General features: G+C 38.4%; 24 protein-coding genes. 13 read left to right on the plus strand and 11 right to left on the minus strand.

The features are described 5' to 3' along the window. Position 1 precedes the first annotated feature (1 nt). Positions 2 to 1072: a putative type IX sorting system protein PorV2 gene (locus ESZ48_RS16525; RefSeq protein ID WP_449404161.1), complete on the minus strand. Its 1071-nt coding sequence runs from the start codon at positions 1070 to 1072 to the stop codon at positions 2 to 4. A gap of 486 nt (positions 1073 to 1558) precedes the next feature. Between ESZ48_RS16525 and ESZ48_RS16530 the strand changes: the two genes are divergently transcribed. From ESZ48_RS16530 to ESZ48_RS16540, 3 genes are all read left to right on the plus strand, one after another. Further along, complete coding sequence (locus ESZ48_RS16530; RefSeq protein WP_129018610.1) at positions 1559 to 2320, plus strand: CDP-alcohol phosphatidyltransferase family protein; 762 nt, start codon at positions 1559 to 1561, stop codon at positions 2318 to 2320. 155 nt (positions 2321 to 2475) lie between these two features. Next, positions 2476 to 3351 carry a DUF808 domain-containing protein gene (locus tag ESZ48_RS16535; RefSeq protein WP_129018611.1) on the plus strand — a complete coding sequence of 292 codons (876 nt, stop codon included), beginning with the start codon at positions 2476 to 2478 and terminating at the stop codon, positions 3349 to 3351. Between the two features lie 344 nt (positions 3352 to 3695). Next, complete coding sequence (locus ESZ48_RS16540) at positions 3696 to 4181, plus strand: hypothetical protein (RefSeq protein WP_129018612.1); 486 nt, start codon at positions 3696 to 3698, stop codon at positions 4179 to 4181. 108 nt (positions 4182 to 4289) lie between these two features. Here the strand turns inward: ESZ48_RS16540 and lptB are convergent, their stop codons facing one another. From lptB to ESZ48_RS16560, 4 genes are all read right to left on the minus strand, one after another. After that, on the minus strand, positions 4290 to 5030 hold the full coding sequence (gene lptB, locus ESZ48_RS16545; protein WP_129018613.1) for an LPS export ABC transporter ATP-binding protein: 741 nt from the start codon (positions 5028 to 5030) through the stop codon (positions 4290 to 4292). 74 nt (positions 5031 to 5104) lie between these two features. Then, positions 5105 to 5455: a carboxymuconolactone decarboxylase family protein gene (locus ESZ48_RS16550; RefSeq protein ID WP_129018614.1), complete on the minus strand. Its 351-nt coding sequence runs from the start codon at positions 5453 to 5455 to the stop codon at positions 5105 to 5107. Further along, positions 5448 to 6281 carry a twin-arginine translocase subunit TatC gene (tatC, locus tag ESZ48_RS16555; RefSeq protein ID WP_129018615.1) on the minus strand — a complete coding sequence of 278 codons (834 nt, stop codon included), beginning with the start codon at positions 6279 to 6281 and terminating at the stop codon, positions 5448 to 5450. The genes ESZ48_RS16550 and tatC overlap by 8 nt, the downstream gene beginning before the upstream one ends. Further along, positions 6281 to 7246, minus strand: coding sequence for a KpsF/GutQ family sugar-phosphate isomerase (locus ESZ48_RS16560; RefSeq protein WP_129018616.1), 966 nt, complete (start codon positions 7244 to 7246; stop codon positions 6281 to 6283). The genes tatC and ESZ48_RS16560 overlap by 1 nt, the downstream gene beginning before the upstream one ends. 88 nt (positions 7247 to 7334) lie before the next feature. Here ESZ48_RS16560 and recQ point away from each other — a divergent pair, with 88 nt between their 5' ends. Continuing rightward, positions 7335 to 9536: a DNA helicase RecQ gene (gene recQ, locus ESZ48_RS16565; protein ID WP_129018617.1), complete on the plus strand. Its 2202-nt coding sequence runs from the start codon at positions 7335 to 7337 to the stop codon at positions 9534 to 9536. A 219-nt stretch (positions 9537 to 9755) separates the two neighbouring features. Here recQ and ESZ48_RS16570 read toward each other — a convergent pair whose 3' ends face one another. Then, positions 9756 to 10217, minus strand: a complete 462-nt coding sequence (locus ESZ48_RS16570; RefSeq protein ID WP_129018618.1) for a hypothetical protein — start codon at positions 10215 to 10217, stop codon at positions 9756 to 9758. Between the two features lie 283 nt (positions 10218 to 10500). Between ESZ48_RS16570 and ESZ48_RS16575 the strand changes: the two genes are divergently transcribed. After that, positions 10501 to 11505 (plus strand): lipoate--protein ligase, encoded by a 1005-nt coding sequence (locus tag ESZ48_RS16575; RefSeq protein ID WP_129018619.1) that lies wholly within the window; start codon positions 10501 to 10503, stop codon positions 11503 to 11505. Positions 11506 to 11889: 384 nt separating this feature from the next. On the opposite strand, the gene azu is transcribed toward ESZ48_RS16575, so the two are convergent. Next, on the minus strand, positions 11890 to 12390 hold the full coding sequence (azu, locus tag ESZ48_RS16580) for an azurin (protein ID WP_129018620.1): 501 nt from the start codon (positions 12388 to 12390) through the stop codon (positions 11890 to 11892). A gap of 590 nt (positions 12391 to 12980) precedes the next feature. Here azu and ESZ48_RS16585 point away from each other — a divergent pair. Then, positions 12981 to 13913: a peptidylprolyl isomerase gene (locus tag ESZ48_RS16585; protein WP_129018621.1), complete on the plus strand. Its 933-nt coding sequence runs from the start codon at positions 12981 to 12983 to the stop codon at positions 13911 to 13913. A 737-nt stretch (positions 13914 to 14650) separates the two neighbouring features. Here the strand turns inward: ESZ48_RS16585 and ESZ48_RS16590 are convergent. Then, the gene (locus ESZ48_RS16590) at positions 14651 to 14887 is read right to left on the minus strand and encodes a hypothetical protein (RefSeq protein WP_129018622.1); all 237 of its coding nucleotides are present in this window, start codon (positions 14885 to 14887) and stop codon (positions 14651 to 14653) included. Beyond that, positions 14875 to 15255, minus strand: a complete 381-nt coding sequence (locus ESZ48_RS16595) for an SRPBCC family protein (RefSeq protein ID WP_223266487.1) — start codon at positions 15253 to 15255, stop codon at positions 14875 to 14877. Before ESZ48_RS16595 ends, ESZ48_RS16590 begins: the two co-directional genes overlap by 13 nt. A 422-nt stretch (positions 15256 to 15677) precedes the next feature. Between ESZ48_RS16595 and ESZ48_RS16600 the strand changes: the two genes are divergently transcribed. The 7 genes from ESZ48_RS16600 to ESZ48_RS16630 all read left to right on the plus strand — a co-directional run bounded on the left by ESZ48_RS16600 (position 15678) and on the right by ESZ48_RS16630 (position 25226). Continuing rightward, positions 15678 to 17627, plus strand: coding sequence for a peptidylprolyl isomerase (locus ESZ48_RS16600; protein ID WP_129018624.1), 1950 nt, complete (start codon positions 15678 to 15680; stop codon positions 17625 to 17627). After that, positions 17620 to 18474 carry a peptidyl-prolyl cis-trans isomerase gene (locus ESZ48_RS16605; RefSeq protein ID WP_317127995.1) on the plus strand — a complete coding sequence of 285 codons (855 nt, stop codon included), beginning with the start codon at positions 17620 to 17622 and terminating at the stop codon, positions 18472 to 18474. The genes ESZ48_RS16600 and ESZ48_RS16605 overlap by 8 nt, the downstream gene beginning before the upstream one ends. Continuing rightward, complete coding sequence (locus ESZ48_RS16610) at positions 18458 to 19888, plus strand: peptidylprolyl isomerase (protein ID WP_317127996.1); 1431 nt, start codon at positions 18458 to 18460, stop codon at positions 19886 to 19888. The genes ESZ48_RS16605 and ESZ48_RS16610 overlap by 17 nt, the downstream gene beginning before the upstream one ends. Before the next feature lie 4 nt (positions 19889 to 19892). After that, positions 19893 to 20846 (plus strand): AAA family ATPase, encoded by a 954-nt coding sequence (locus ESZ48_RS16615; RefSeq protein ID WP_129018626.1) that lies wholly within the window; start codon positions 19893 to 19895, stop codon positions 20844 to 20846. 41 nt (positions 20847 to 20887) lie between these two features. Next, entirely contained in the window at positions 20888 to 21997 is a 1110-nt protein-coding gene (locus ESZ48_RS16620) for an acyltransferase family protein (RefSeq protein ID WP_129018627.1), read from the plus strand. Between the two features lie 238 nt (positions 21998 to 22235). Beyond that, positions 22236 to 24500, plus strand: coding sequence for an aconitate hydratase (locus ESZ48_RS16625; protein WP_129018628.1), 2265 nt, complete (start codon positions 22236 to 22238; stop codon positions 24498 to 24500). A 159-nt stretch (positions 24501 to 24659) separates the two neighbouring features. After that, positions 24660 to 25226, plus strand: a complete 567-nt coding sequence (locus ESZ48_RS16630) for a TlpA family protein disulfide reductase (RefSeq protein ID WP_129018629.1) — start codon at positions 24660 to 24662, stop codon at positions 25224 to 25226. Here the strand turns inward: ESZ48_RS16630 and ESZ48_RS16635 are convergent. Further along, positions 25212 to 26366, minus strand: coding sequence for a lycopene cyclase family protein (locus tag ESZ48_RS16635; protein ID WP_129018630.1), 1155 nt, complete (start codon positions 26364 to 26366; stop codon positions 25212 to 25214). The genes ESZ48_RS16630 and ESZ48_RS16635 overlap by 15 nt on opposite strands. A 14-nt stretch (positions 26367 to 26380) precedes the next feature. Continuing rightward, entirely contained in the window at positions 26381 to 26830 is a 450-nt protein-coding gene (locus ESZ48_RS16640) for a sterol desaturase family protein (RefSeq protein WP_129018631.1), read from the minus strand.

The raw sequence follows: 26830 nt of genomic DNA on the forward strand, positions 1-26830 counted from the left end.
CTTATCTGAAAATACTGAAATCCAATTTTAAGGAAAACACGTTGGAATACAGCGCAGCACTTTGATCGCCGATATCCGTAAAAGCATAATCGATTTGGATGCCACGGTATTTAAAACCGACCCCAAAATTAGGTTGAAAAGTGAGGTTTTCGGAGTTGTCGAGCTGGAGCTCATTTTGAAAATTGCCTACGCCTGCTCTTAAAAAAACCAGATCGTTATAGCCAAATTCAAATCCGAGGGAAGGGGTTACACTTGCAAAAGACGTACTCAGGATATCATTGTTTTGCTCAAAGCGCACATTAAGATCCAAAGCGGTTACCAAAGAATAGTCATAATTGAAAATGAACTTTTTGGACATACCGACTTGTAGTTTAGGGATGGTCAACTCTGTGGACTCTGGAACTTCCTGATTTTGACCGGCCACAGCATCTTTAATGGTTGCCAGTTTGTCCTTGTCAAAAGTCCAAGCATTAAAAGTGGTGGTAATATCCCTGGCCATCAATCCGAATTTCCAGTTGTTTTGCGATTGGAATTGGACGCCCAAATCGAGACCAAATCCCCAAGACGATGCAAAATCGCCAATAATCCTGCGAATAACCTTCGCATTGACCCCATAGCTAAAGCCATCCAAAGGGATTTTTCGGGCATAGGAAAACATCAGACCATAATCGGCAGCAGAAAAAAGACTGATCCGATCGTAATTAATATTCCCTTGTGCATCAATTAATTGGGTGGTATCCAGAATGTCATCCACTCCAAATCGGATCAATGAAATCCCCACAGCACTTCTATCATCAAGAGGCATGGCAAAGGCGGCATAATTATAATTGGCAATATTGGCGAAATAACTGGAGTGCATTAATGCAATTTGATTGTCTTCAAGTTCGACCAATCCTGCAGGATTCCAGTAGCCTGAGTTGACATCGGCAGATTGTGATACGACAGCATTACTCATTCCTAAGGCAGCGGCGTCAACCCCAATATTCATAAACTCATTGGAGTATTTACGCGTGGTTTGACCGTAAGCAAATAGGGTCAACAGGAAGAACGCAACAACGATATTCGTTTTCAAACGTAAGATTTTTACAAAGATGCACAAAAAGTTGAATTAATCTTAGTTTTTAGGTGGGATCATAAGTTCAAAATAGTGACAAATAGTTGTTAGTGGTATAGATACTTCGACAAGCACAGTAGCCCCGCTGCGCTGATGGAACCAGGAGTCAAGACGGCTTGCTCCCATACAAGTTGCTGTTGGAGTCAAGATACTTCGACAAGCTCAGTAGCCCCCGCTGCGCTGATAGAACCAAGAATCAAGACGGCTAGGTTTGATAGAAATGGCTGTTGGATTTTGGACAGCTGTGCTGATAGAAACTGGAATCAAGAGCCTAAACTTTAGGTGTGAAGGAATGACGACCAATTTTAGAAAAGACGGAGAAATGCAAACGTATCCCGTATTAATTTCAATGCTGGCGGAAGAATTACGCATTTAAGTTTTCAATTATCGCTTATGAGCATATTCTTATAAAAATAGTTTCCTATTTTTACACAAACTTATCTCATGGCCATAAAAAGACATCTTCCCAATATCATTACGCTACTCAACTTGTTTTCTGGTAGCATTGCCGTTGTATTAGCCGTGCAAAACTATTTTGTATCGGCCGCCTTATTTATGTTTTTAGGGATCTTTTTCGATTTCTTTGATGGTCTTGTGGCCAGAAAATTGAATGTGCAAAGCGAATTGGGACTTCAGTTGGACTCTTTGGCGGATATGGTGACGAGTGGGTTGGTGCCTGGGGTTGTGATGTTCAAATTGCTCAACTGGGCCGTTGGTCATCCCATTGTAGAAAACACCGATACGCTTTGGGATTCTTCAAGTATCTTTGAAGGACTACATCACTATGCACCATTGGCCTTTATTGGCTTTTTTATTACCTTGGCTTCGGCATACCGTTTGGCAACATTTAATCTTGATGAAGAGCAGCAAGCTTCTTTTAAGGGATTGCCAACTCCTGCAAATGCGCTGCTTATTATTTCCTTGCCTTTGATCATGGAATTCCAAAACAGTGATACCATTAATGCCATCATCTTGAATCCGTGGTTTTTGATTGTGGTGACTGTTTTAAGTTGCTATTTACTGAATTCAGGAATACCTCTCTTTGCATTGAAATTTAAGGATTGGAGCTTTAAATCGAATGCGGTACGTTATGTTTTTATTATTTTGAGCATCATATTTATCGTTCTTTTCAAGTTTTTGGCCATTCCGTTGATCATTGTTTTTTATGTGTTACTGTCTTTATTTTCGAAATCGATAAGCACTTAAACCTTGACTTTGTTTTCTGTAAATATTTTAGCCACGAATAATTTTATGTTTTTACAAATTCAATACTTTTAATTTTACAAAGCAGGCTTTCCGTCTTACCATATGATGGTTTATTTAATACACAAGTAGAAACTTAACTAATTCTTTCAAAACACATGGGATCAGGTTTTTTTGCACTTTTAGATGATATTGGCGCCCTAATGGATGATGTCGCTTCCATGGCCAAGATTTCAACTCGAAAAACCGCTGGCATTTTAGGCGATGATTTGGCGGTGAATGCCGAAAAAGCTTCTGGATTTGTCGCCTCGCGGGAAATCCCCGTATTATGGGCCATTACAAAAGGTTCTTTTGTCAACAAACTTATTATTTTACCTGTTGCTTTTTTATTAAGTGCTTTTTTCCCAGTTGCCGTAACTGTGGTACTGGTATTAGGCGGCATTTATTTGGCATACGAAGGGGCAGAGAAGGTGTATGAGTATTTAGTGCCACATCACCATGGGCCTGCTGTAGAAGATAAAGGCGGTTTGAGTGCCACGGAAATTGTAGAACTTGAGAAATCCAAGATTAAATCGGCCATCGTTACCGACTTTATTTTATCGGTAGAAATCGTCATTATTGCTTTGGGTACCGTTATGGGTCTCCCGCTTCTCAACCAGATTTTGGTGGTTTCCATTGTCGCTCTTATTGCAACCGTGGGTGTGTATGGGATTGTGGCACTCATTGTTAGAATGGACGATTTTGGTTATAGTTTGATTAACTTTAATGATAAGGATAAAAGTATCTCCGACTTCTTCGGTCATCTTCTCGTAAACGCCTTGCCTTGGGTTATCAAGAGTTTGGGGGTTATTGGTACTATTGCCTTATTGCTTGTGGCCGGTGGGATTTTTGTACATAATTTGGACTTCTTCCATCACTTTTTAGAAACTTGGCCTTCACTTCTTCGAGAGTTTATTGTGGGGGTCATTTTTGGCTTTGTGGCCTTGTTGATTTTTAATGGGATAAAAAAGTTGGTTGGTTTGTTGAAGAAGTAGTGTTTGTTGGTGAAAAACACCAACAACGTCATAATACCAACAAAGACGGTGTAAATTGGTTCTTGAGAAAAACGATTTAGTGTATAATAATTGCAGGTGTATACTCATGCAGTAGGAGTTGTTTTACAAAAATAAGCGCTTGAGTGGGATTATCTTCTTTATTCAATTTTTACAAGCACATCAACCTCGCAAGTAAAGCCAGCATTGGCCATAGTTTGATGCGGATATCGAAAAGGAAATTCACTTATGAACTACAATTTCCCTTGATAAAGACCTTAATAATTTAATTACTTATTATCTTTGGCTCGTGTTTAATTAAAATTTAACCTACAAATTTGAAAAAGATGAAACAAAAGAAAATTACTAGAAAAGGCTACCATGTTTTTGCACTTATTTTACCCTTCTTATTGCTTGGGGTCATGGGCTGTAGCAGCGACGATGAAAACAAGATCGTTGATCAAGATCTTACCTATTTAAAAGGAAATTATGTGGGCACTTGGAATTCGAAAACTCCTATTAAAGATTATGTGGATTATCCAATTTCAGCACGTGTTTTAACTTCAGACAATAATGAATTGACCGGAACATTTTTTTACACCAGAAACTTTAGTGTTTGTTGTAGTGATGCCGAATATGACGGTACATTTACGGCCAAAATAGATGGAAAAGTCGTCAAGTCATTTCGTTTAGATGATATCCAAAGAGATTGTGAAGCTGTTTTTACAGGAACTGGGACGCTTAGAGAAGGAGACAATGCTTTAGTTGTAGACATTACTGGCACTGATTGTAAAGGTGCGCATGTAGGTCAAATCATTTTAGTAAAACAGTAAGCACTCTTTTTAAACTTAGGTCATTAAAAAAGCCGATTCTTTCAGAATTGGCTTTTTATATTTTTTATAGTTTGCTAACGGTTGCGTTTTGATGGCTTAGGTAGGCTATCAAAACAAAATCTTCTTCTTACGCAATTCAAAATTCTGGCCTAAGTATACCTTTCTTACCATTTCATCGGCTGCCAATTCTTCAGGCTTACCCGCTTTGAGGATATTTCCTTCAAACATTAAATAGGTCCTGTCCGTAATGGCAAGTGTTTCCTGAACGTTGTGATCGGTGATTAAGATTCCAATATTCTTTTTGGTCAGTTGTGCTACGATCCGTTGAATGTCTTCCACAGCTACAGGGTCCACACCGGCAAATGGCTCATCCAATAAAATGAAATTGGGATTTGTTGCTAGGGCACGCGCAATTTCAGTTCGGCGGCGTTCGCCTCCTGATAATAAATCGCCTCTACTTTTTCGGATATGTCCCAATCCAAATTCGTCAATTAGAGATTCCATTTTATCGAGCTGCTCTTTTTTAGATAGTTTTGTCATTTGCAACACGCTTAAAATATTGTCCTCGATACTCAGTTTTCTAAAAACAGAAGCTTCCTGAGCCAAATAGCCAATCCCATGTTGGGCGCGTTTATACATTGGGTATTTGGTGATTTCCTTATCATCCAAAAAGATTTTACCGCCATTCGGTTTAATTAAGCCAACAATCATATAAAATGATGTGGTTTTACCAGCTCCATTAGGACCGAGAAGGCCCACGATCTCTCCTTGATTGACTTCTAAAGAAACATCCTTGACCACTTGGCGTCCACCATAGGACTTCATTAAATTTGTTGCGCTTAATTTCATAGCATGAATTGTAGGACTAAAAATAGTAAAATCATAGGGGACACCTAATAATTCTATTCCTTTTTATAAAAAGTTTAACCTTGGGCCTCCAAGGCTTCCCAAAATTCATAGGCTTTACGAAGATGCGGAATGACGATGGTGCCACCCACCAACATTGCAATACCTAGGGCTTCGTTTATTTCTGCTTTGGTAAGGCCTTGATTGTAGCTTGTTTCTAGGTGGTATTTAATGCAATCATCACATCGCAAAACCGTAGAGGCCACCAAACCTAGGAGTTCTTTGGTTTTCACGTCCAGCGCACCTTCCGCGTAAGCGTTAGTGTCAAGATTGAAAATTCGTTTGATGATTTTGTTGTTGCCATCTCCCAAAATTTTGTCGTTCATCTTGGTGCGATAGTCATTGAAATCTTTTACAATATCAGACATGTTTCTTGTTTTTTCTGGCAGCTCTGTTTTGATTTCTCACCACTATGGCAGAAATATAGATGCTTACTTGATACAATATTAAAATAGGAATAGCGACAATCACCTGACTTGCTACATCTGGAGGTGTGATGACCGCAGAAATGATCAATACACCCACCAGGGCATATTTTCTGTATTTTTTAAGAATCTGTGGGGTCACTACGCCAACTTTCGTCAAGAAATAAATAATGATCGGCAACTCAAAGACCAAACCTGCCGCAATGGATGAGGACCGTACCAGGCTGATATAGGAACTGATATCAAATTGGTTGGTAATCTCACTACTTACGGAATAGGTGCCTAAGAAGTTGATGGACAGCGGGGTGATGACATAATAGCCGAATAGCACGCCTAGAAAGAATAATAAAGAGGATACAATTATAAAACCACGGGAGCTTTTGCGTTCGTTATCCAAAAGTCCAGGGCTTATAAAGCTCCAAAGCTGATAAATGATATAAGGGAAGGCAATTATGAAACCAGCATAAATGGACGTCCAAATGTCTGCAGAAAACTGGCCTCCCATCGTTCTACTTTGAATGGTAAACGGGAATGCCTCTGCGCAGAAAGTGGAATCGACATTTAAAAATGTTGATAGTTTGCACAGGTATTTATAGGTTGGAAAATCCATGCTTTTCGGACCGAAAATAATGACGTCAAAAATCCATTTCGAAAAAATGAATGCCACCGTTCCCGCAATGACAATGCTTAAAGTGATCCGGATGAGATGCCAGCGTAAGTCTTCGAGATGGTCTAAAAAAGACATCTCATTGGAAGTTGGTTTTGCCATTAGATGATGCCTTCTTTGATAAGGTCCTGAATATGCACTACACCCGCATATTTACCTTCATGTTCAACCAAAAGTTGGGTAATTTTATTGTTTTCCATAAGCTCCATGGCAGCTACGGCCATGGCATTTTCATCAATGAGTTTAGGGTTGGAGCTCATGATATCTTTTGCAGTCAGGTGAATGAACGAATCGCTCTTGGTAAGCATTCGTCTTAAATCGCCATCAGTAATGATTCCCATAATCTTTCCATCTTCTACAACAGCGGTCACGCCCAACATTTTTTCAGAAATTTCAACAATGACCTGTTTCACATTGGTATCCAAACCTACTTGTGGTTTGTGGTTAACGGAGGAGAGATCGCTCACTCGCAAATAGAGGCGTTTGCCCAAGGCACCACCGGGATGGTATTTGGCAAAATCCTTACTGGAAAACCCTCTTAATTCGACCAGACAAATCGCAAGTGCATCCCCCATAACCAATTGTGCGGTAGTGCTGGTTGTGGGCGCTAAGTTATTAGGGCAGGCTTCCTGCTCTACAAACGTGTTTAAAACATAATCTGCTTGTTGTCCTAAATAGGAGGTTATGTTTCCTGTTATGGCAATCATTTTGTTATTTGAGCTTTTCAATAGAGGAATCAAAACCTTGATTTCTGGGGTGTTTCCGCTTTTGGAGATGCAAATCACCACATCATCCTGTAGAACAAGTCCTAAATCGCCATGAATGGCATCCGCGGCATGCATAAAAACAGCTGGAGTACCTGTGGAGTTTAATGTGGCTACGATTTTATTGGCAATAATGGCACTTTTTCCTATGCCTGTAATAATCACCCGTCCTTTCGAGTTGTAAATAAGTTCTACAGCATCGGCAAAGTCTTCCGTCAATAAATTGACCAGATTGGCGATTGCCGAACTCTCTAAGTCAATGGTTTTTTTTGCAGTGCTTAGGATAGAATTTTTAATATTCAAAATTTAATGATTTTTGGGTTTGATGCATCTAAAGAATTTTAGTATCTTTAATCCAATGCAAATGTATATAAAATACTAATAGGGATTAATGAGTAAAGAAGAAATTGACTTACATGCAGCACTAAAAAAATACTTTGGATTTTCCAAATTCAAAGGTCTTCAGGAAAGCGTTATTAAGAGTTTAGTTAGAGGAGACGATACTTTTGTTATTATGCCAACAGGAGGAGGAAAATCGATGTGCTATCAATTGCCGGCATTGATAAAAGAAGGCACCGCAATTATAGTATCACCTTTAATTGCATTAATGAAAAATCAGGTTGATGCCATTAGAGCTGTATCTCAACATGAGGGTGTTGCCCATGTGTTGAATTCATCATTGAACAAAACCGAAATCAAACAGGTTAAGGAGGACATTAAAAGTGGGATTACAAAACTGCTTTACGTGGCTCCAGAATCATTGACCAAGGAAGAGAACGTTGAGTTTTTAAGGTCGGTGACCATTTCGTTTATGGCTGTAGATGAGGCACATTGTATTAGTGAGTGGGGACATGATTTTAGACCCGAATATAGAAATCTCAGACATATCATAAAGCGTATCGGTGACAATATTCCCATCATTGGGCTGACTGCCACTGCCACGCCCAAGGTTCAGGAAGACATTCTTAAAAGTTTGGACATTACTGGAGCCAATACATTTAAAGCGTCGTTTAATAGACCGAATCTTTACTATGAGGTCCGCCCAAAAACAAAAAATGTAGATTCTGATATTATCAGATTTGTGAAACAAAATGATGGAAAGTCAGGAATCATCTATTGTTTGAGTCGCAAACGTGTTGAAGAATTGGCTCAGGTGCTGCAAGTTAACGGGATTAAGGCTGTGCCTTATCACGCCGGATTGGATGCGAAAACCCGAGTCAGGCATCAGGATATGTTCTTGATGGAAGATGTGGATGTGGTGGTTGCCACTATTGCATTTGGAATGGGCATCGATAAACCGGACGTTCGTTTTGTGATCCATCATGATATTCCTAAAAGTATAGAAAGTTATTATCAAGAAACAGGTCGTGCGGGACGTGATGGTGGCGAAGGTCATTGTTTGGCCTTTTATGCCTATAAAGATATTGAGAAACTAGAGAAGTTCATGGCTGGTAAACCGGTTGCAGAACAAGAGATTGGACACGCTTTACTTCAGGAAGTAGTTGCTTTTGCCGAAAGCTCTATGTCGAGAAGAAAATTTATTCTTCATTATTTCGGGGAAGAGTTTGACAACGAAACTGGCGATGGTGGCGATATGGACGACAATGTACGCTATCCTAAAAAGCAATTTGAAGCTCAGGATGATGTGGTGACTTTGTTGGAAACTGTGGATCTGACCAATGATAAATATAAATCAAAAGATTTGGTGCACGTTATCACAGGGAAATCGAATGCCCTGATTGCCTCCCATAGAACTGACGCCATGCCATTTTTTGGCGTTGGAAAAGACAAGGATAAACGGTATTGGATGGCATTGATCCGTCAGGTATTGGTGGCGGGAATGTTGAAAAAAGATATCGAAACCTATGGCGTACTGCGGTTAATGGATAGTGGTCGGGATTTCTTGAAATCGCCCACATCGTTCATGATGTCTGAAGACCACGTGTTTGACGAAACCACGGATGAGGGGATCACTACGGCTTTAAAAGGTGAAGGTGCTGTGGCTGATGAACAATTGATGGCGATGCTGAAGGATTTAAGGAAACGGAATGCTAAAAAATTAGGTGTACCTCCGTTTGTTATTTTTCAGGATCCTTCTTTGGAAGATATGGCTCTAAAATATCCGATGACTTTAGAGGAATTGAGTAATGTGCATGGGGTAGGCGATGGGAAAGCAAAAAAATACGGTAAGGATTTTATTGACCTTATCGCCGAATATGTTGAGGAAAATGATATCATCAGACCAGACGATTTGGTGGTTAAGAGCACAGGTAGCAATTCGGCTTTAAAACTCTACATCATACAGAATGTGGACCGTAAATTACCGTTGGATGATATTGCTTCAGCCAAAGGGATGACTATGAAGGATTTTATCAAGGAATTGGAAGCCATTGTCTATTCAGGGACGAAATTGAACATTAGTTATTGGATTGATGATATTTTGGATGAAGAGCAGCAAGAAGAAATCCATGATTATTTTATGGAATCAAAAACCGATAAAATTGATGTGGCGATAGATGAATTTGATGGCGATTATGACGATGAGGAATTACGTTTATACCGAATTAAATTTATTAGTGAAGTGGCGAATTGAGTGGCGATTTTTAGTATGCAGTGGGCAGTTTTCAGTCTGCAGTAGGCGGTTTTCAGTCTGCAGTTTTCAGTAGGAAGTAAGCTGTTTTCAGTAGGCAGTCAGTTTTTGAAATAGGGATGAGTTAACAATCGTCAGGAAAACATTGGAGGTGTAAACTGTTATTATCTTTTTCTCTCTGTGGAGCTCCGTAAAACTCTGTATGCCTTCGTTAAATAACTTTTATTCTTCCTCATCTTTTGCCATCTCAATCATATTAAAAACCACCTTCTCTTTTTTAGCTGAAAGTTGAAGGGATTGAATTTTAGATCTCACAATTTTTGGAAGGTCTTTTTCGTCAATTTCAAAATCTATGGCCGTAACATTTCGGTTGGGGACAGCGGAAGATTCCGATAGCAATTCCAGCATATCCGATTTTAGTTCCAATTTAAAATCGTCGCCATTTAAAATCAGTTTTGCGCCTTTGAAGGTTTTAATCTTAAAAGTGCCAATAATAATGGTTTTAAAATAATGATAGCCGGCCAGTTCGCTCATTCCGGCATACATGACATTGGTGTCTGATAAAGCAAAAGGGACCCCTTCAACATCATTGATAATAGCTTCTGTGTAAGTGCTGTTAAGTTGTTCATCAACAATTTTATTATTGCCGAAAGCGGCTTTCAACTTTGTAATCGCAAATTTCATGGAATTGAATTTTTGTAAAACTAAACTTATCAGATTGAAATTCCAAGTTTTCCGCTTTAACAAAAGATGTCCTACTCCAAAGAAGTTATGGAAATCAAGCGAACGGGGATCCCAGTTTAATGACTATTCACTGCTTATAGTTTTAATATTTTTTCCTACTAATCCCTAACCCGCCCGTACCATCTGCTTGAGCGAATTTAAATCGAGGTAGAAAAAGTACGTTCGGGCAGGTCCCTAATTCCTACCAACAATTAATTATCTTTGTATAAAACAAACCCATACCATGATTTTTATAGAAAACGAAGGCAACACCAATCCGAGGCTAAATCTTGCATTGGAGGAATATGCACTAAGAAACTTTAGTGCGGAGAATGATTATCTGCTGTTTTATATCAACGAGCCTTCCATTATTATCGGTCGGAATCAAAACACATTGGAAGAGATCAACCTCAGTTATGTTGAGGAAAATAATATTCATATTGTAAGACGTGTGTCTGGTGGTGGGGCGGTATATCATGATTTTGGGAATCTCAACTTCAGTTTTATCACCAATCACGATGTTAAAAGTTTGAGTAATTTTAAAAAATTCACGGCACCTGTCATCAAGGTTTTGAACAGCTTGGGACTTAATGCAGAATTGAAAGGACGGAATGACATTGAGGTGGATGACAAGAAAATTTCTGGAACGGCCCAATTTTCTACAGGCAAGCGTATGGTCAGCCACGGTACTCTTTTATATGACACCGATTTGGGTGAAGTTGTCAATGCTTTAAACGTAAAGATGAGTAAAATCCAATCTAAAGGACACAAATCGGTGCGAAGTCGCGTTGCTAATATCTCCGAGTTTTTAAAAGAGCCATTGAAAATTGAGGAATTCCGGCAATTACTATTGGAAGGTCTCTACGACGAAAGTGAAGCTTTTGAAAGCTACCATCTAACGGCCGAAGAATGGAAAGCGGTCCATCAATTGAAAGAGGAAAAATATGACACTTGGGATTGGAACTATGGTCGTTCTCCGAAATTCAACATTCAGCGCAGCAAACGTTTTCCTATTGGAGAAATCGATCTGCGGATATTTGTTGAGAAAGGTCATATCATCGATTTTAAGGTTTTTGGCGATTTCTTTGGAAAAGAGCCAGTTGAAAATATTGAACAGCTCCTTATTGGCGCTCGTTATGATCGATCGGATATTTCAGAATTATTGAAAGCTATTGAGGTAAAAGAATACTTTGGAGATATTCCAAAAGAGGATTTTGTTGAATTGATTTATGGGGAGGATGAGGGGTAGTGTTCAGTAGGCAGTGTTCAGTGAGCAGTCCTCAGTATTCAGTTGGCAGTCAGCAGTTGGCAGTTAGTGGTTAAAGTTCAAAGTTTCCACTTCAATTTCAACTTCCTGCCCGTCCCTGCCCGACAAAGTTATTCAGGCGGACGACAGGCGGGCAATTTCAACTTCGATTTCATGTCTTATCTAATGGCATTGAGGAGCAGGTAACTTTTTGTAAGAGCTTTTTTTGCGAGAATTTGCGAGATCTGCGGGGAATAAGACCCAGTACAAAGCACAAAAAAAGCCGCAATAAATTTGCAGCTTTTTTATTAAAGTGCAGTGATTTGCACTTCCGTTTTAATTTGGTCGCAGGACTTCAAATTGTTATCCTTCGTCACACGTGTTTAATTATTCCACGATAAGTTTACCTTGCATCAAAGCGTAGTGCCCTGGGAAAGTACACATATAAGTGTATGTTCCTGCAGCTGGAGCATCAAACTCAATAGTAGTAGTTTGACCACCGCCAATCATTTTTGTGTGAACAATTATCTTGTCTGTCATATCCGCAGGGATATAATCGTTGTCTTTTGCCATTGCAGCAGCATTTCCTACTGTAGCAACATCAGCATCTTGGGTAAGTAAAGCCCAGTTATGACCCATGACTGCCATGTCCATTTTACCAACGTGTTTTAAAGTAAGTTTAATTTTTTGACCTGCTTTAACTCGAAGTTCTTTTTTGTTAAATTGCATTTGGTCATTGCCCTCTATGGTTAAAACAGCCACATTTGGATCTTCAACAGGTGCTTTCTTTTCAACTTTAGTATCCGTTGTTGTTACAGGTGTTTCTTTTTTCTTGTCGCCACAGCTAAATGCAAGGGCTACTAAAAATACTAAGATTAACTTTTTCATTGTTATTTAGAATTTAAATTAATTTAATTAAATACAAAATTAAGTGCTATTTATACGATAGCAAAATCATTCGTATCATTTTTTTTCTAAAACACTGGTAATTTCATATTATTTGGTAGTTTTTTCAGTTGTCCCGCCTTCGCTAATGCTACCCACCTACGGGTGGGCAAGGCGGACGGGCAGGTAGTCTTCAGTCTTCAGTCTTCAGTCCTCAGTGTTCAGTGTTCAGTGTTCAGTGTCAGTGTTCAGTATTCAGTGTTCAGTGTTCAGTGTTCAGAGTTTGATGTGAACTTACCTGATTAGTGTTGACCGTTATTCGTTATCAAAAATCAACATTCTTCAACCCGCCCGTACCGAAATGGCACGTTCGGCCGGGTCGTTAATCATTCTTAACACATCGGTCACCCGTCATCTGTCATCCGTCTTCTTCTCATTAACCAAGCACCACACCTCTTACCTCTAACTACTCACCACAATTCCTAATTCCTCATCCCTCATCCCTCATCCCTAATCCCTAATCGCTCATCGCTCATCTCCAAAATTTCCAAATCAATTTGTATCTTTGCAGCTTCAAATAAAAACAAAAAATAATGCAAGACGGTTTATATGCAAAATTCATCACCAATAAAGGTGAGATTTTGGTGAATTTAGAATACAAAAGAACACCAGGAACGGTAGGTAATTTCGTGGCGTTGGCAGAAGGGAATTTAGAGAACTCTGTTAAACCACAAGGCAAACCTTATTATGATGGTTTGAAATTTCATCGTGTGATTCCTGATTTTATGATCCAAGGAGGCTGTCCTAAAGGAACAGGGACCGGAGATCCAGGATACAAATTTGACGATGAGTTTCATCAAGATTTACGACATGACGCTCCAGGCGTTTTATCCATGGCCAATTCAGGTCCAGGGTCTAACGGCAGCCAGTTTTTTATTACACATATTGCTACGCCTTGGTTAGATGATAAGCACACTGTTTTTGGAAATGTTGTTGAAGGTCAGGACGTGGTTGATGCTATTGCGCAAGGCGATGTCCTTGAGAAATTAGATATTGTCAGAAAAGGTCAAGACGCCCAAGATTTTAATGCTATTGAGGCTTTTAGGACTTTTGAAGGTTCAAGAGAGAAACGCATTGCAGAAGAACGTGAAGCAAAATCTGCTGAACTTGATAAATTGGCAGCTGGATTTGAACAGACAGAAAGCGGGTTGCGCTATAAAATAATCAATAAAGGTAGCGGAAAGGCTGCTGAAAAGGGCAAAATGGTTTCAGTACATTACAAAGGACAATTGGCCGATGGAACTGTTTTTGATTCTTCATACAAACGCAATCAACCTTTAGATTTTCAAGTTGGTGTAGGTCAGGTCATCTCAGGGTGGGACGAAGGCATTTGCTTGTTGCAAGTTGGTGATAAGGCGCGTTTGGTGATTCCAAGCGACTTAGGCTATGGTGCACAAGGTGCCGGTGGTGTCATTCCTCCAAATGCCATCTTGGTTTTTGACGTTGAATTGATGGACGTTAAGTAAGCAGAGAACCAACTTTTGTGTAAAAGTTGTGTGAATCGCTTATGCTGAGCATGTCGAAGTATCTCAGAGAACCAACTTTTGTGTAAAAGTTGTGTGAATCGCTTATGCTGAGCATGTCGAAGTATCTCAGAGAACCAACTTTTGTTTAAAAGTTGTGTGAATCGCTTATGCTGAGCACGTCGAAGTATCTCAGAGAACCATTCCCGATTTTTCATCGGGAATGCGTGAATCGCTTATGCTGAGCGAGTCGAAGTATCCCAGAGAACCAACTTTTGTTTAAAAGTTGTGTGAATCGCTTATACTGAGCGCGTCGAAGTATCTCAGAGAACCAGCTTTTGTTTAAAAGTTGTGTGAATCGCTTATGCTGAGCGTGTCGAAGTATCTCAGAGAACCAACTTTTGTTTAAAAGTTGTGTGAATCGCTTATGCTGAGCGCGTCGATTATTACGTTTTTACAACCTAGTAATAGAATGTTATAAAGAAAAGTCTCATTATATAATGGGACTTCTTTTATAGATATCCTCACCAAAAATAACCGGATGATAGTTTGTCAACCTATCCTAATATATTCTAAAAACGCGTATAAACTGATTCCGAAAAATAAATCTGCAAAGAAATTTGTGGTAGCTTTCACGAAACATAGAGATTAACCCACTATAGCGATTCTGAAGTTATTAGAAATTCAGATCGTTTATTGGATTTGTTTTGTAGCGCTTAAGAACTCAATAATATAGTCAATTATTCAGTGTACACCTGCCCACGATGAGGTTTTAAAGCATCTCTTATCGGTTTCATCTGATCTTCAGGTGTAATTAAAAATGCAATGGCGTGGAATTCATGGAGTGCTTCAAAACCAGTAGTCATATCCTCGTGATTTTCTGCTTTAATGAATTCATTTAAATGGATGGCATGGTGTTCTGCGATCTTTATGCCTTCAGGACCTTTAAAATCCCAGATTAATTTTAGTTTACGCATACGGAAATTTCTTTTTCGGCAAAGCTCTTAAAATCTCTCATGTATCGCAAGGTTTGCTTCTTAAATGTATTCGGCATGAGCCAAAGCATAAGGCGCATCTTAAAGCTCAATGGAATAAATTCATTGGTACAGGTCCATTTGGTGTGATTCCCAGAGGTAGCGCTAAAATGATTTTCTTGATGGTTGTCTATGTTTTCAGCAGCATATATGCCATGAAATTCATGAGGAAAGTTCTTATGGGTAATGGTTTCAATTAATGACAATTGACGATTCCCCATCTTGAAAAAGATTTTCATTTTTGCGCCAAATTCACCGGGTATTCCAGAGATGTGTTCAACGGCAACCAATCCACGTTGCCAGTGTTTCATGTTTTCAGTTGAGTTAAACTTTTTGGCACAAATGTCCAAAGGAGCTTTAATTATGATGTCAAACGAATATTTCATTAATAGGAAAGAATGGTCATGTTTTTATAAAGATACGTGCATTGCTCAAAGATTGGATGTCTTGAAGTCCAATAGCTTAAAAACACTGATGAAATGTTACTTGATTGTACGGAAATTGTGATTCATAATAAATATGCAATGGAGCAATCCTCGGAATCCATAATTATTATACAGGTATTGATATACTAAACGACGATGTACTTCGTTTGAAAAAAGCAACTTGTTTAATGCACTAATTGTGTTATTTTTGCAACCATTGTCAATCTGTTTTTAACAAAAAAATAGTGCTGTCCTTTCAAAAGATGTTAGAACTGCCGTATTTAAAATAAAGATCTCAAATTAGCATAATGAAATTATATATCAGTTTATTGCTGCTTTGGCTAACTGCCTTTGCAAATGCGCAAGTGTCTGCTACAGACGTGTTATTTACCGTTGATGACGAACCAATCAAGGCAGAAGAATTTATAAGAGTTTACAATAAAAACCTCGATTTGGTAAAAGATGAAAGCCAAAAGGATATTGATGGGTATCTCAATCTTTTTGTGAACTATCAATTAAAGGTCAAAGAAGCCAAACGGATGGGATTGGATGAGGACACTAAATATATTAGGGAGTTTTCGTCGTATAAAGATCAGTTGGTTAAAAATTACCTATCCGATTCAAAGGTTACAGAGGCTTTGATGAAAGAAGCTTATGACAGGATGGGTTACGATATAAAAGCGTCCCATATCTTAATCCGTTTGGATGAAAACGAAACAGATACATTAAAGGTATATCAAGACTTATTGAAATTACGCGATCGTGTCAAAAAGGAAGGTTTTGAAAAAGTGAAATCGGAGGTTCACGATGGCAAGACCGTTTTTGCTGAAGAGTTGGGGTATTTTTCAGCCTTTAAAATGGTCTATGAATTTGAAAATGCTGCTTATAACACTAAGGTTGGCGATGTTTCTATGCCTTTTAGAACCCGTTTTGGTTACCACATTGTCAATGTAGAAGATAAAAGGGCTTCACTTGGCGAGGTTACGGTAGCTCACATCATGGTTACTGCAAATGAAAAAGATAGTTTATCAGATCCTGAAAAACGAATTCGTGAGATTTATAAGAAGATCAAACAAGGTGAGGACTTTGAGTCCTTGGCAAAACAGTTTTCTGACGATAAAAGTTCTGCAGATAACGGTGGGGTATTAGCGCCTTTTACTGGCGGACAATTGAGCGCTCCGGAATTTGAGAAAGTGGCGTTTGGGATGACTAAGATTGGAGATATTTCGGAACCATTCAAAACGAATTACGGCTGGCATATTATTAAATTATTGGATAAAAAAGGGACGCCTGCCTATGATGATGTGAAATTTGATATCGAAAATAAAATTCAGCGCGATTCACGCTCCAGCCTGATCAATACGTCTTTGGCAAATGATTTAAAGGCAAATTATAACATTACGACTAATCCGAACGCAAAAGGCTATTTTGAATCCATTCTGAATTCTAATTTCTTTTCTCGTTCTTGGACATTGCCCAAAAACTTTGAAAAAGACCAAACTTTGTTCATAATTGAAGCGGACACTTTAACATACGACGATTTTGGGAAGCGTCTCCTGAACATCCAAAAAGTGTATGCCGACCAAAAGATGCCGTTTAAAACGGTGATTGAAAAGGAATATAAAAACTTTGAAGAAGATGCCATCTTAAAATATCACAAAGAGAATTTGGAATTTGAAAACGAAGAGTTTGCCCATATCTTGAAGGAATATAGAGATGGTTTGCTGTTGTTTGATCTTATGGAAAAGGAAGTGTGGAATGCCGCGGCTTCTGATACTATCGGACTACAAAATTATTACAAGATGCATAAAGACGATTATTTTTGGGAAGATCGTGTGGATGTTGAGATTGCAACTTCAGCCAAGGAAAATGATATTAAAACAGTGGCACGTCTTTTAAGAAGAGGTCAGTCTGCAGATGATATCAGTAAAGAACTAAACACAGATAAGGAACAGAAAGTTATATTTACCAAAGGAATCAGACCTTCAAATGATCAGAGTTTACCTCATGATGGGATTTTAAGAACAGGACTTTCTAAAATTTATCATTACAATAATGCGTATCACGTGGTAAAAGTCAATGCATTATTACCTAAAACCAATAAGACCTTTGACGAGGCGAAAGGTAAAATTATTAGTGATTATCAAAACACATTGGAAGCCAATTGGATGGAGGCGCTTAATGAGCGTTACGAGGTTAAGGTAAATACTGATGTTTTACGAAAAGTAAAATCTCAAATCCAACCCAAAATTGATTAAAAGAGCAGTTTTTATACTTGTAACTTGTTGTTTTTTGGTCTCTTGCCAGTTTTTCAAGCCGACCGATAACAGGATTCCTATTGCAAGAGTTGGAGAATCTTATCTTTATCAAGAAGACGTTGAGGGTTTGGTGGCAGAAGGAACTTCTGTAGAAGACAGTACTCTCTTGGTGAATGGCTATATCACCCGATGGGCAACCCAATTATTGTTGGTTGATGGTGCCAAAAGAAATCTACCAGAAAAGACACAGAACGAATACGGCAAATTGGTCAATCAATATCGGAATGACCTGTACACAAAAGCCTATGTAGAAACCTTGGTAAAACGAAATATTGATACCGCCGTTTCTAAATCTGAAGCACTTAAGGTTTATGAAAGTAACAAGGAGTCCTTTAAACTTAATGAAGAATTAATTAGGTTGAGGTATATCAATATCTCCCAAAATGACATTAATAAAGAAGACATTGAAAAACGTTTCAAAAGATTTGATGAAAGGGATAAACGCTATCTTGATTCTTTGAGCATTCAATTCAAATCTTATTTCTTAAATGATTCCGTCTGGATCAATGCTGCTCAGGTCGCTGAAAAAATTCCGGTTGTGAATGCCGACAACAAAAAAGAACTGTTAAAAAAATCTAATTATATACAGCTCAAAGATTCATTAGGACTATATTTGATCCAAATTAATGAGGTCCTACAGCAAAATGATTATGCCCCATTAGAATATGTGAAACCTACGGTCAATCAGATCATACTCAATCGTAGAAAACTAGAACTCATCAAGCAATTTGAAAAAGATATTACAAAAGATGCCATTAAAAACAATCAATTTGAAATTTACAACTAATCTTAAGTTTGCATTAACATTCGTTGTCCTATTATCCTATACGTTTGCTTCTGCTCAAGAAGTTATTGAAGAAGGAGTTGTAGAAAAAAAGGAAGTAGTTAAGGATACGGTTACCCATGAACGCGTTAAAATTGATGGTGTAGTTGCTGTTGTAGGCGATTATATTGTTCTGGATTCAGATCTTGACAAACAGTTTGCACAGTTGGAAGCCTCTGGGGTTTCTAAATCCGAGATGCCTAACCGCTGCCAATTATTTGGTAAGTTGCTTGAAGATAAACTATATGCACATCACGCTGTTCAAGATAGTATTGTAGTCAACGACTTGGAGATTCGCTCTCAGGTTGATCAGCAGTTTAGCTATATCTTGGAGCAAATGGATGGGAGTTTGCCAAGAATGCTCAATTTTTACAACAAAGACACTGAAGAAAGCTTACGTGATGAGATGTTTGAAATCAACAAAAGTCAGCAGCTTGCAAATAGAATGCAAGAGAAGATTGTTAAGGATATTGAGGTCACTCCAGAAGAAGTAAGACAGTATTTTAATGAGATCCCCAAAGAAGAGCGTCCGTTTTTTGGTACGGAATTAAAAGTGGCTCAAATTGTAATTATTCCTAAAATTTCAGATGCTGAAAAACAAGTCGTGGTAGAAAGACTGAAAGAATTTAAGGCAGATGTCCTTGAAAGGGGTGCGAGTTTTACTTCTAAAGTCGTGTTATATTCTGATGATGTAGCGTCACGTAAAACGGGAGGTTTATACACCTTAAACAGAAAGCGTCCGCAGATGGTGAAGGAATTCAGGGATGTGGCATTCTCTATGCAGGAAGGTGAAATTTCTGATCCTTTTGAAACTGATTTTGGATACCATATTATTTATTTGGAAAAAATAAGAGGTCAGGAATACGATGTACGTCACGTTTTGCTACGTCCAGAAGTTACCCAGGTGGCCATCAAGGAAGCTAAGGAAAAGATTGATTTGATCCGTAAACGTATTGTGGATGGTGAAATCACGTTTGCTCAAGCGGCAAGAGAGTTTAGTAATGAAGATGAGACTCGTAATGATGGCGGACAGTTAATAAATCCACGTACTCAGGACTACAGTTTTGAGTTGACCAAAATGGATCCAGAACTCTATACGCAAATTGAAAGTTTAAAGGATGATGAAATTAGTTTAGTGCTTCAGGATGAAGACCGAATCAATCCGATAAAATTCAAAATTTTGACCGTTACGGACAGAATAAATGAACATGAGGCAGATTTTGCAAAAGACTATCTGAAGATCAAAAACTTGACAGAACAAGACAAGCAATTCAAGGCCGTTGAAAAATGGGTTGATGAGAAAGTGATGGACACCTATATCAATATTAATGGCGAATACAGAAACTGTGAGTTTGAAAGTAATTGGTTAAAAAAGTGATAGTATGTCGGACGTTGCTGCGGTAGAACAGTTTGTTAAAAAATATAAAGCTTTAAGAATTGAAGTTGCCAAAGTAATTGTAGGGCAGGATGAGGTGGTCAACCAAATCCTGATTTCAATCTTTTCTGGCGGTCATGCATTGTTGATTGGCGTTCCCGGGTTGGCGAAAACATTAATGGTGAATACCATTGCCCAAGCTTTGGGACTTGATTTCAAACGCATCCAATTCACGCCAGATTTAATGCCTAGTGATATTCTTGGAAGTGAGATCTTGGACGAGAATAGACAGTTTAAGTTTATCAAAGGTCCCATATTTGCAAATATCATTCTGGCAGATGAGATCAATAGAACCCCACCTAAAACACAGGCCGCATTACTTGAAGCTATGCAAGAGCGTTCTGTAACGGTAGCAGGACACCATTACCAGTTAAGTTTGCCTTATTTTGTGTTGGCAACACAAAACCCAATTGAGCAAGAAGGAACCTATCCTTTGCCAGAAGCGCAGTTGGATCGATTTATGTTTGCCATTCACTTAGAATACCCTTCTTTTGACGAAGAAGTACAAGTGGTGAAGTCAACCACCACCGATTTTAAACCAACGGTCAACCCGTTATTCTCAGCACAAGAAATTAGTGATTTCCAATGTTTGATCCGTCGTATTCCAGTCGCAGATAATGTCATTGAATATGCAGTGGCCATGGTTGGTAAAACACGTCCGAAAGACGCCTCTGCCTCAGGATTGGTAAAAGAGTTTGTCGATTGGGGTGCGGGACCTAGAGCTTCCCAAAATCTGATCTTGGCAGCCAAAACGCATGCCGTTATTAAAGGTAAATTTTCTCCAGACATTGAAGATGTTCAAGCTGTGGCGAGTGGTATCCTCAGACATAGGATCATCAAAAACTATAAGGCAGAAGCTGAAGGTATATCAGACGAACAAATTATAAAGAGCTTGTTTTAAATTCCTGAAAGTCATTTTAGATGCACCCTTAAATCTCTTAGATGCAAAAAGAGCGTAATTTTGGATTGGATTTAGTTAGAGCCATTGCAATAACCTTGGTCGTGGCATCCCATTCAACATTTCTTTTTACTAGGCATACTGATAATGTAGTTGTTATTTTGATGCGAACTATGGGCGCAGTGGGGGTTGATTTGTTTTTTGTCTTGAGTGGATTTTTAATCGGAGGCATATTACTAAAACAAATTGATAAAAAACACACCAAATTCGCAGATCTATTGACATTTTGGAAACGTCGCTGGTGGAGAACTTTACCCAATTATTTCTTGATGCTCCTTATAAACATTTCTATTTTTTATGTCTTTTCAAAAGACTTACCAGAAACTATCGGCTCATTTTTTATTTTCCTTCAAAATTTTTCAACTGCTCAAGCCGGCTTTTTTACAGAATCCTGGAGTTTGTCTATTGAAGAATATGCGTATTTGGTTTTGCCTTTTTTTATATTTTGTGGGTTCCTTGTTTTTAAAAACCGAGACTACTCTGTTTTTATATGGGCTACCCTCATAATTATTTTTATCGGATTTTTATTGAAACTGCACTTCTATCTCAATGCCGACGCATTAATCCGGAAGAGTTGGAGCTCTATGTTCAGAAAAGTAGTGATTTACAGATTGGATTCCATTTATGTTGGGTTTGTGCTGGTGTATTTGATGCGGCATTTGCCCACTTTTTTTCAAAGGTTTAAAAACGGACTTTTATTTTTGGGGGCCAGTATCTTCGTTGGGATGCACCTTCTGATTTATATATTGAAAGTACAACCAGAGACCCATTTGTATTTCTATGTCTTTTTGTATCTCCCGTTAATTTCGATAAGCTGTGCATTGTCATTTCCATATGCTGTTGGGATGAAACGTAATGCAACTTTTGGCGGACTTGTTTATTTTGTGAGTACGAGGTCCTATGCCATTTATTTAATTAATTTCTCTGCTATTTTATTGTGTTTCTATTATTTAGTCGATTTTAAATCGGCATCTCTCGTTTTTAAAATTGGCATATGTACCTTGTATTTGATCTTAACCATGGGCATTTCAAATCTGGTTTACACCTATTTTGAGAAACCAATATTGGATTATCGTGATAGAAATGTTCGATGATTATATAGAAACCTTATTCCAGTTCAATTTTCTTCATACATCAAATTGTTAATTTAATATTATAATGCTACAATAATTACGAAATAGGCTATTTGAGCGAGACCATAAAGAGATTTATTGAATAATGCGCATTGCTTTTAGGATTTCACTACATATTTTTTAAAGTCTCTTAAATTTTGTAAATTTGCACTCCGAGACCTCGGAAAATGAAATAAACATCAACCTTAAAATATACTCTATGGCATTCGATATTGACATGATTAAAAAAGTTTACAAAACTATGCCTGAACGTGTGGACAAAGCGCGTCAGATTGTTGGTAAGCCTTTAACTTTATCTGAAAAGATCTTATACGCCCACCTTTGGGACGGCAATCCAACAACCGCTTTTAAAAGAGGAAAGGATTATGTAGATTTTGCTCCTGACCGGATTGCATTGCAAGATGCTACAGCGCAAATGGCACTGTTGCAGTTTATGCAAGCAGGAAAACCTAAAGTTGCAGTTCCTACAACAACACATTGTGACCACTTAATTCAAGCAAAGCAAGGTGCAGCTCCCGATTTAAAACGGGCTAATGAAACGAGCAGTGAAGTTTTTGATTTTTTAGCGTCAGTATCTAATAAGTATGGTATTGGCTTCTGGAAACCAGGTGCTGGTATCATTCACCAAGTCGTTTTAGAAAATTATGCATTTCCAGGCGGAATGATGATCGGTACCGATTCACATACAGTAAATGCAGGTGGATTGGGAATGGTGGCTATTGGTGTTGGTGGCGCAGATGCTGTTGACGTGATGGCCGGGATGGCATGGGAATTAAGATTTCCTAAGCTTATTGGGGTGAAATTGACTGGAAACCTAAACGGATGGACGGCTTCTAAAGATGTGATCTTAAAAGTGGCCGGTATATTAACCGTGAAAGGTGGAACTGGTGCCATTGTTGAATATTTTGGACCTGGTGCCTTGAATTTATCATGTACAGGAAAAGGAACCATTTGTAATATGGGTGCTGAAATTGGCGCTACTACTTCTACTTTTGGTTATGACGATTCTATGGAGCGTTTCTTAAGAGCGACAGATCGTAATGACGTTGCTGATGAAGCTAATAAAATCCGTGAGTATTTGACTGGTGATCCTGAGGTTTACGAAAACCCTGAGGCCTATTTTGATCAAGTTATTGAAATTAATTTGGATACGTTGCGTCCGCACCTAAACGGACCTTTTACACCAGATTTAGCTACTCCCGTTGGACAGCTTGGGAAACTTGCAAGAGAAAAAGGATGGCCACTTAAAGTAGAGTGGGGGTTGATAGGATCATGTACCAACTCGTCTTATGAAGATTTGACTCGTGCTGCTTCCATTGCGAAACAGGCCGTTGATAAAAATATAAAAGCAAAATCAGACTTTGGAATCAATCCAGGTTCTGAACAAATACGTTATACCGCAGAGCGTGACGGTATTTTAAAAATATTTGAAGATTTAGATGCCACTATTTTCACGAATGCTTGTGGTCCTTGTATTGGGCAGTGGGATCGAAGTGATATGAAAGGAGATGAGAAAAATACGATTGTACATTCGTTTAACCGTAACTTCTCAAAACGTGCGGATGGTAACCCAAATACACACGCCTTTGTAGGATCTCCAGAAATGGTGGCTGCAATTGCTATTTCGGGACGTTTGGATTTTGATCCGATGAATGACTTCTTGATCAATGAAGATGGGGAACAAGTGAAATTGGATCCACCAAAAGGTATTGAATTGCCACCAAGAGGTTTTGACGTGGAAGATGCAGGATATGTAGAGCCAGTTGAAGATGGTAGCAAAGTGGATGTATCGGTTAGTCCAACATCTGAGCGTTTGCAATTACTAGAACCTTTTACACCTTTAGGAAATAAAATTACTGGAGCAAAATTATTGATCAAAGCTTTTGGAAAATGTACCACAGACCATATTTCAATGGCTGGTCCATGGCTGCGTTACAGAGGACATTTAGATAATATCTCCAACAATATGCTTATTGGAGCCGTAAATGCTTTTGGTAAGAAAACAAACTTTATTAAAAACCAATTGACTGGTGAATTTGGCGGTGTTCCTGATGTGGCGAGAGATTACAAAGCGAAAGGGATTCTTACTATTGTTGTGGGCGACCATAACTACGGTGAAGGCTCTTCACGTGAGCATGCTGCCATGGAACCAAGACACTTGGGTGTTGCGGCAGTATTGGTGAAATCTTTTGCACGTATACATGAAACAAACCTTAAAAAACAAGGGATGTTAGGTTTGACTTTCGCTAATGAAAGTGATTACGATTTAATTCAGGAAGATGATACGATCAATTTCTTGGACTTAGATCAATTTGCACCGGATAAGCCGCTCCATATAGAGTTTGTGCATGCAGATGGCAGTAAAGATGTTATCAAAGTCAACCATACGTACAATCAACAACAAATTGATTGGTACAATGAAGGGTCTGCTTTGAACTTGATTAAAAAGCAAAGCGTATCTTAAGTTTATAAGCTTACTAATTTAATAAAAACTCCCGATGATCATTGGGAGTTTTTTATTCCCACCAATGGGTTTTAATATCTTGAGGCTTGTCTTGATCGAAAAAGACAAGTTCTTATTCATACCTCTTGGACTTGCCTTGAGGTTCTTGATTTTATAACAATGAAAATATCAAAAAGTCAACGTAGTAACATTATTTTTCTTGTGATCATTTTGCTACTCGTCATTCCGCAAACGCGACATCCTATTCAAGTTTTTTTGCAGAAAGGTTTGGCAATGTTCAGTCCGTCGGTTATTGACGAAAAGAAACGTATGGTCTTGACCGATTATAACTGGCAACTTGTAGATGAGAACGGTAGGTCTTATAACTTCAATGAGGCTAAAGGAAAGATCGTATTTATAAATTTCTGGGCGACCTGGTGTCCGCCATGTATTGCTGAGATGCCAAGTATGGAAAAACTATATCAAGATTATAAGGACGATGTTGTTTTCCTTTTTGTTTCAAATGAAACACAAGAGGTCATTTCCAAATTCAAGAAAAAACATGCCTATGAATTTTTAGCGCATGCTTCTCTAACAGCAAATCCGGAGCAATTGGAAACGTCTTCCATTCCGCGGACTTTTGTCATAGACCAACAAGGGCACATCATTATTGATAAATCGGGTGCGGCAGATTGGAACAGTAAAAGCGTGAGGAAATTATTGGATGATTTGTTAAGGCTTGAATAATACTTTAAAAAAAGCCTTTATGAATGCCATTGAAAAAAGAGACTTCATAATGGCGAGGTCTTCTGAGAACGCCGTCTCTTCATCCAAAAATCGGAACATGGTTCTAATCGTATTTTTGGAATAGAAACTTTCAAAAATCCACACGCCTTTTTCGTTTTCATCATGGAGAACTTTTAGGAAAATCTTATCGTAAAACTTGAATTTCTTCTTGAACAGTCGATGTGAAGGTTTTTTTCCTGCTTTAATATTGGCGATCACTTTGGAAACATTCTTTTCAGTATGTTTAAAAGAATAGCCCGTAGACCCTTTTACCCATCCGCCTCCAGTGCCGATTTTAGTAACATGTTCTGTGTGATACTTCCAAAACGGGAAATCGGTCATCGGGATATTGCCAACCTCAGTTTCCAAAATTTTAAATCGGCTTAAATTGTATTCACTTTTAAGATAGGTTTTCAAAGCCGTTTCATAAACGTCATCTTCCACAAGAAAAGGCGTAAAAAAAGTGTATTCCACCAAAGCCTTCGTTTCAGAAAATGGCAAGACATAAATAAAGCTTGTAGAATCTTTATATTGAAACCTGTAATCCATCATGGTAAAGACTTCAGGTTGAAAGCAAGCGGATTCAGTTTCAATAACCCAACCTTTAAAATGCTGATGGATTAAAGTGTAATGGGATTGCTCAGAGTAAAATTCCTTGGGCACTCTACTATCGAACACATGTTTGGCTGAATAGCTTTGGTGTTCGCCAATAACTTCTACAATTTCCGAATCTTTGATTTCCTGAACAGTATCTAAAATGAACTTGAAATTTTCTTTTGATGACAGCTCATTTTTTGCCCAGTTGTAAAAATCAATGGCTCTGATGGTTTTATAATCGTATGCTTTGAGAAGAAGCGTCAGTGATATCTTAGGAGATTCAAATTTCGCAGTATGCCAAACCTTTTCCACGACTGCGTCAAACTTTCCTCGGCCTTGTTCCCAAAAGCTCCAGGTTTTATCGTTTTCAGATTTTTCAGAAGGATCAATAAGACCTATCGTATAAGTCGCGAAAAAAGGATCTTTTGACAGTTCTAAGGCTAATTGCAATCCGGCAAGACCATTTCCAATAATGAGATAATCAAAATGGTTATCGTTCTGCATATCTGACTGATCGATTATTTTTTGAAGTATTTAAATGGGACAACGAGCATTCCAAAACATTCGCCATCTTCTTTCCCCAAATGTTTGTGATGCATTTTATGGGCGCGCCTCACACCTTTGGCATAGCGATTATTGGCATTTCTAAAGATTTTAAAACGTTGATGGATGAAAATATCATGAACGGTAAAATACGCAATGCCGTAAGCCAAAATGCCAAGAGCAAGCGGAAGGCAGTACCAGAGATCTTCATAACTCCAAAGATAAAATAAGGTCATGCTCACAATTGCGTAGAAGATAAAAAAGGCATCATTACGTTCAAACCAACTTTTATGGTCTTTTTTATGATGGTCTTTATGAAGGCTCCATAAAAAACCATGCATAATGTACTTATGGGTAAACCAAGCATTAAATTCCATGATGGCGAAGGTGCCAAAAAATATGAGTATCCAAAGAAAAATTTGCAT

Source organism: Gelidibacter gilvus (genome assembly GCF_004115975.1).
In the GTDB taxonomy this organism is placed as follows: Bacteria; Bacteroidota; Bacteroidia; order Flavobacteriales; family Flavobacteriaceae; genus Gelidibacter; species Gelidibacter gilvus.

Coding starts and splice junctions, on each gene's coding strand:
- ESZ48_RS16600 (WP_129018624.1), top strand. CDS start 15,678: ATGAAATTATATATCAGTTTATTGCTGCTTTGGCTAACTGCCTTTGCA.
- ESZ48_RS16630 (WP_129018629.1), top strand. CDS start 24,660: ATGAAAATATCAAAAAGTCAACGTAGTAACATTATTTTTCTTGTGATC.
- azu (WP_129018620.1), bottom strand. CDS start 12,390: ATGAAAAAGTTAATCTTAGTATTTTTAGTAGCCCTTGCATTTAGCTGT.
- lptB (WP_129018613.1), bottom strand. CDS start 5,030: ATGAAATTAAGCGCAACAAATTTAATGAAGTCCTATGGTGGACGCCAA.
- ESZ48_RS16615 (WP_129018626.1), top strand. CDS start 19,893: ATGTCGGACGTTGCTGCGGTAGAACAGTTTGTTAAAAAATATAAAGCT.
- ESZ48_RS16575 (WP_129018619.1), top strand. CDS start 10,501: ATGATTTTTATAGAAAACGAAGGCAACACCAATCCGAGGCTAAATCTT.
- ESZ48_RS16620 (WP_129018627.1), top strand. CDS start 20,888: ATGCAAAAAGAGCGTAATTTTGGATTGGATTTAGTTAGAGCCATTGCA.
- ESZ48_RS16590 (WP_129018622.1), bottom strand. CDS start 14,887: ATGCGTAAACTAAAATTAATCTGGGATTTTAAAGGTCCTGAAGGCATA.
- ESZ48_RS16550 (WP_129018614.1), bottom strand. CDS start 5,455: ATGTCTGATATTGTAAAAGATTTCAATGACTATCGCACCAAGATGAAC.
- ESZ48_RS16595 (WP_223266487.1), bottom strand. CDS start 15,255: ATGAAACACTGGCAACGTGGATTGGTTGCCGTTGAACACATCTCTGGA.
- ESZ48_RS16535 (WP_129018611.1), top strand. CDS start 2,476: ATGGGATCAGGTTTTTTTGCACTTTTAGATGATATTGGCGCCCTAATG.
- ESZ48_RS16625 (WP_129018628.1), top strand. CDS start 22,236: ATGGCATTCGATATTGACATGATTAAAAAAGTTTACAAAACTATGCCT.
- ESZ48_RS16570 (WP_129018618.1), bottom strand. CDS start 10,217: ATGAAATTTGCGATTACAAAGTTGAAAGCCGCTTTCGGCAATAATAAA.
- ESZ48_RS16640 (WP_129018631.1), bottom strand. CDS start 26,830: ATGCAAATTTTTCTTTGGATACTCATATTTTTTGGCACCTTCGCCATC.
- recQ (WP_129018617.1), top strand. CDS start 7,335: ATGAGTAAAGAAGAAATTGACTTACATGCAGCACTAAAAAAATACTTT.
- ESZ48_RS16635 (WP_129018630.1), bottom strand. CDS start 26,366: ATGCAGAACGATAACCATTTTGATTATCTCATTATTGGAAATGGTCTT.
- ESZ48_RS16585 (WP_129018621.1), top strand. CDS start 12,981: ATGCAAGACGGTTTATATGCAAAATTCATCACCAATAAAGGTGAGATT.
- tatC (WP_129018615.1), bottom strand. CDS start 6,281: ATGGCAAAACCAACTTCCAATGAGATGTCTTTTTTAGACCATCTCGAA.
- ESZ48_RS16530 (WP_129018610.1), top strand. CDS start 1,559: ATGGCCATAAAAAGACATCTTCCCAATATCATTACGCTACTCAACTTG.
- ESZ48_RS16540 (WP_129018612.1), top strand. CDS start 3,696: ATGAAACAAAAGAAAATTACTAGAAAAGGCTACCATGTTTTTGCACTT.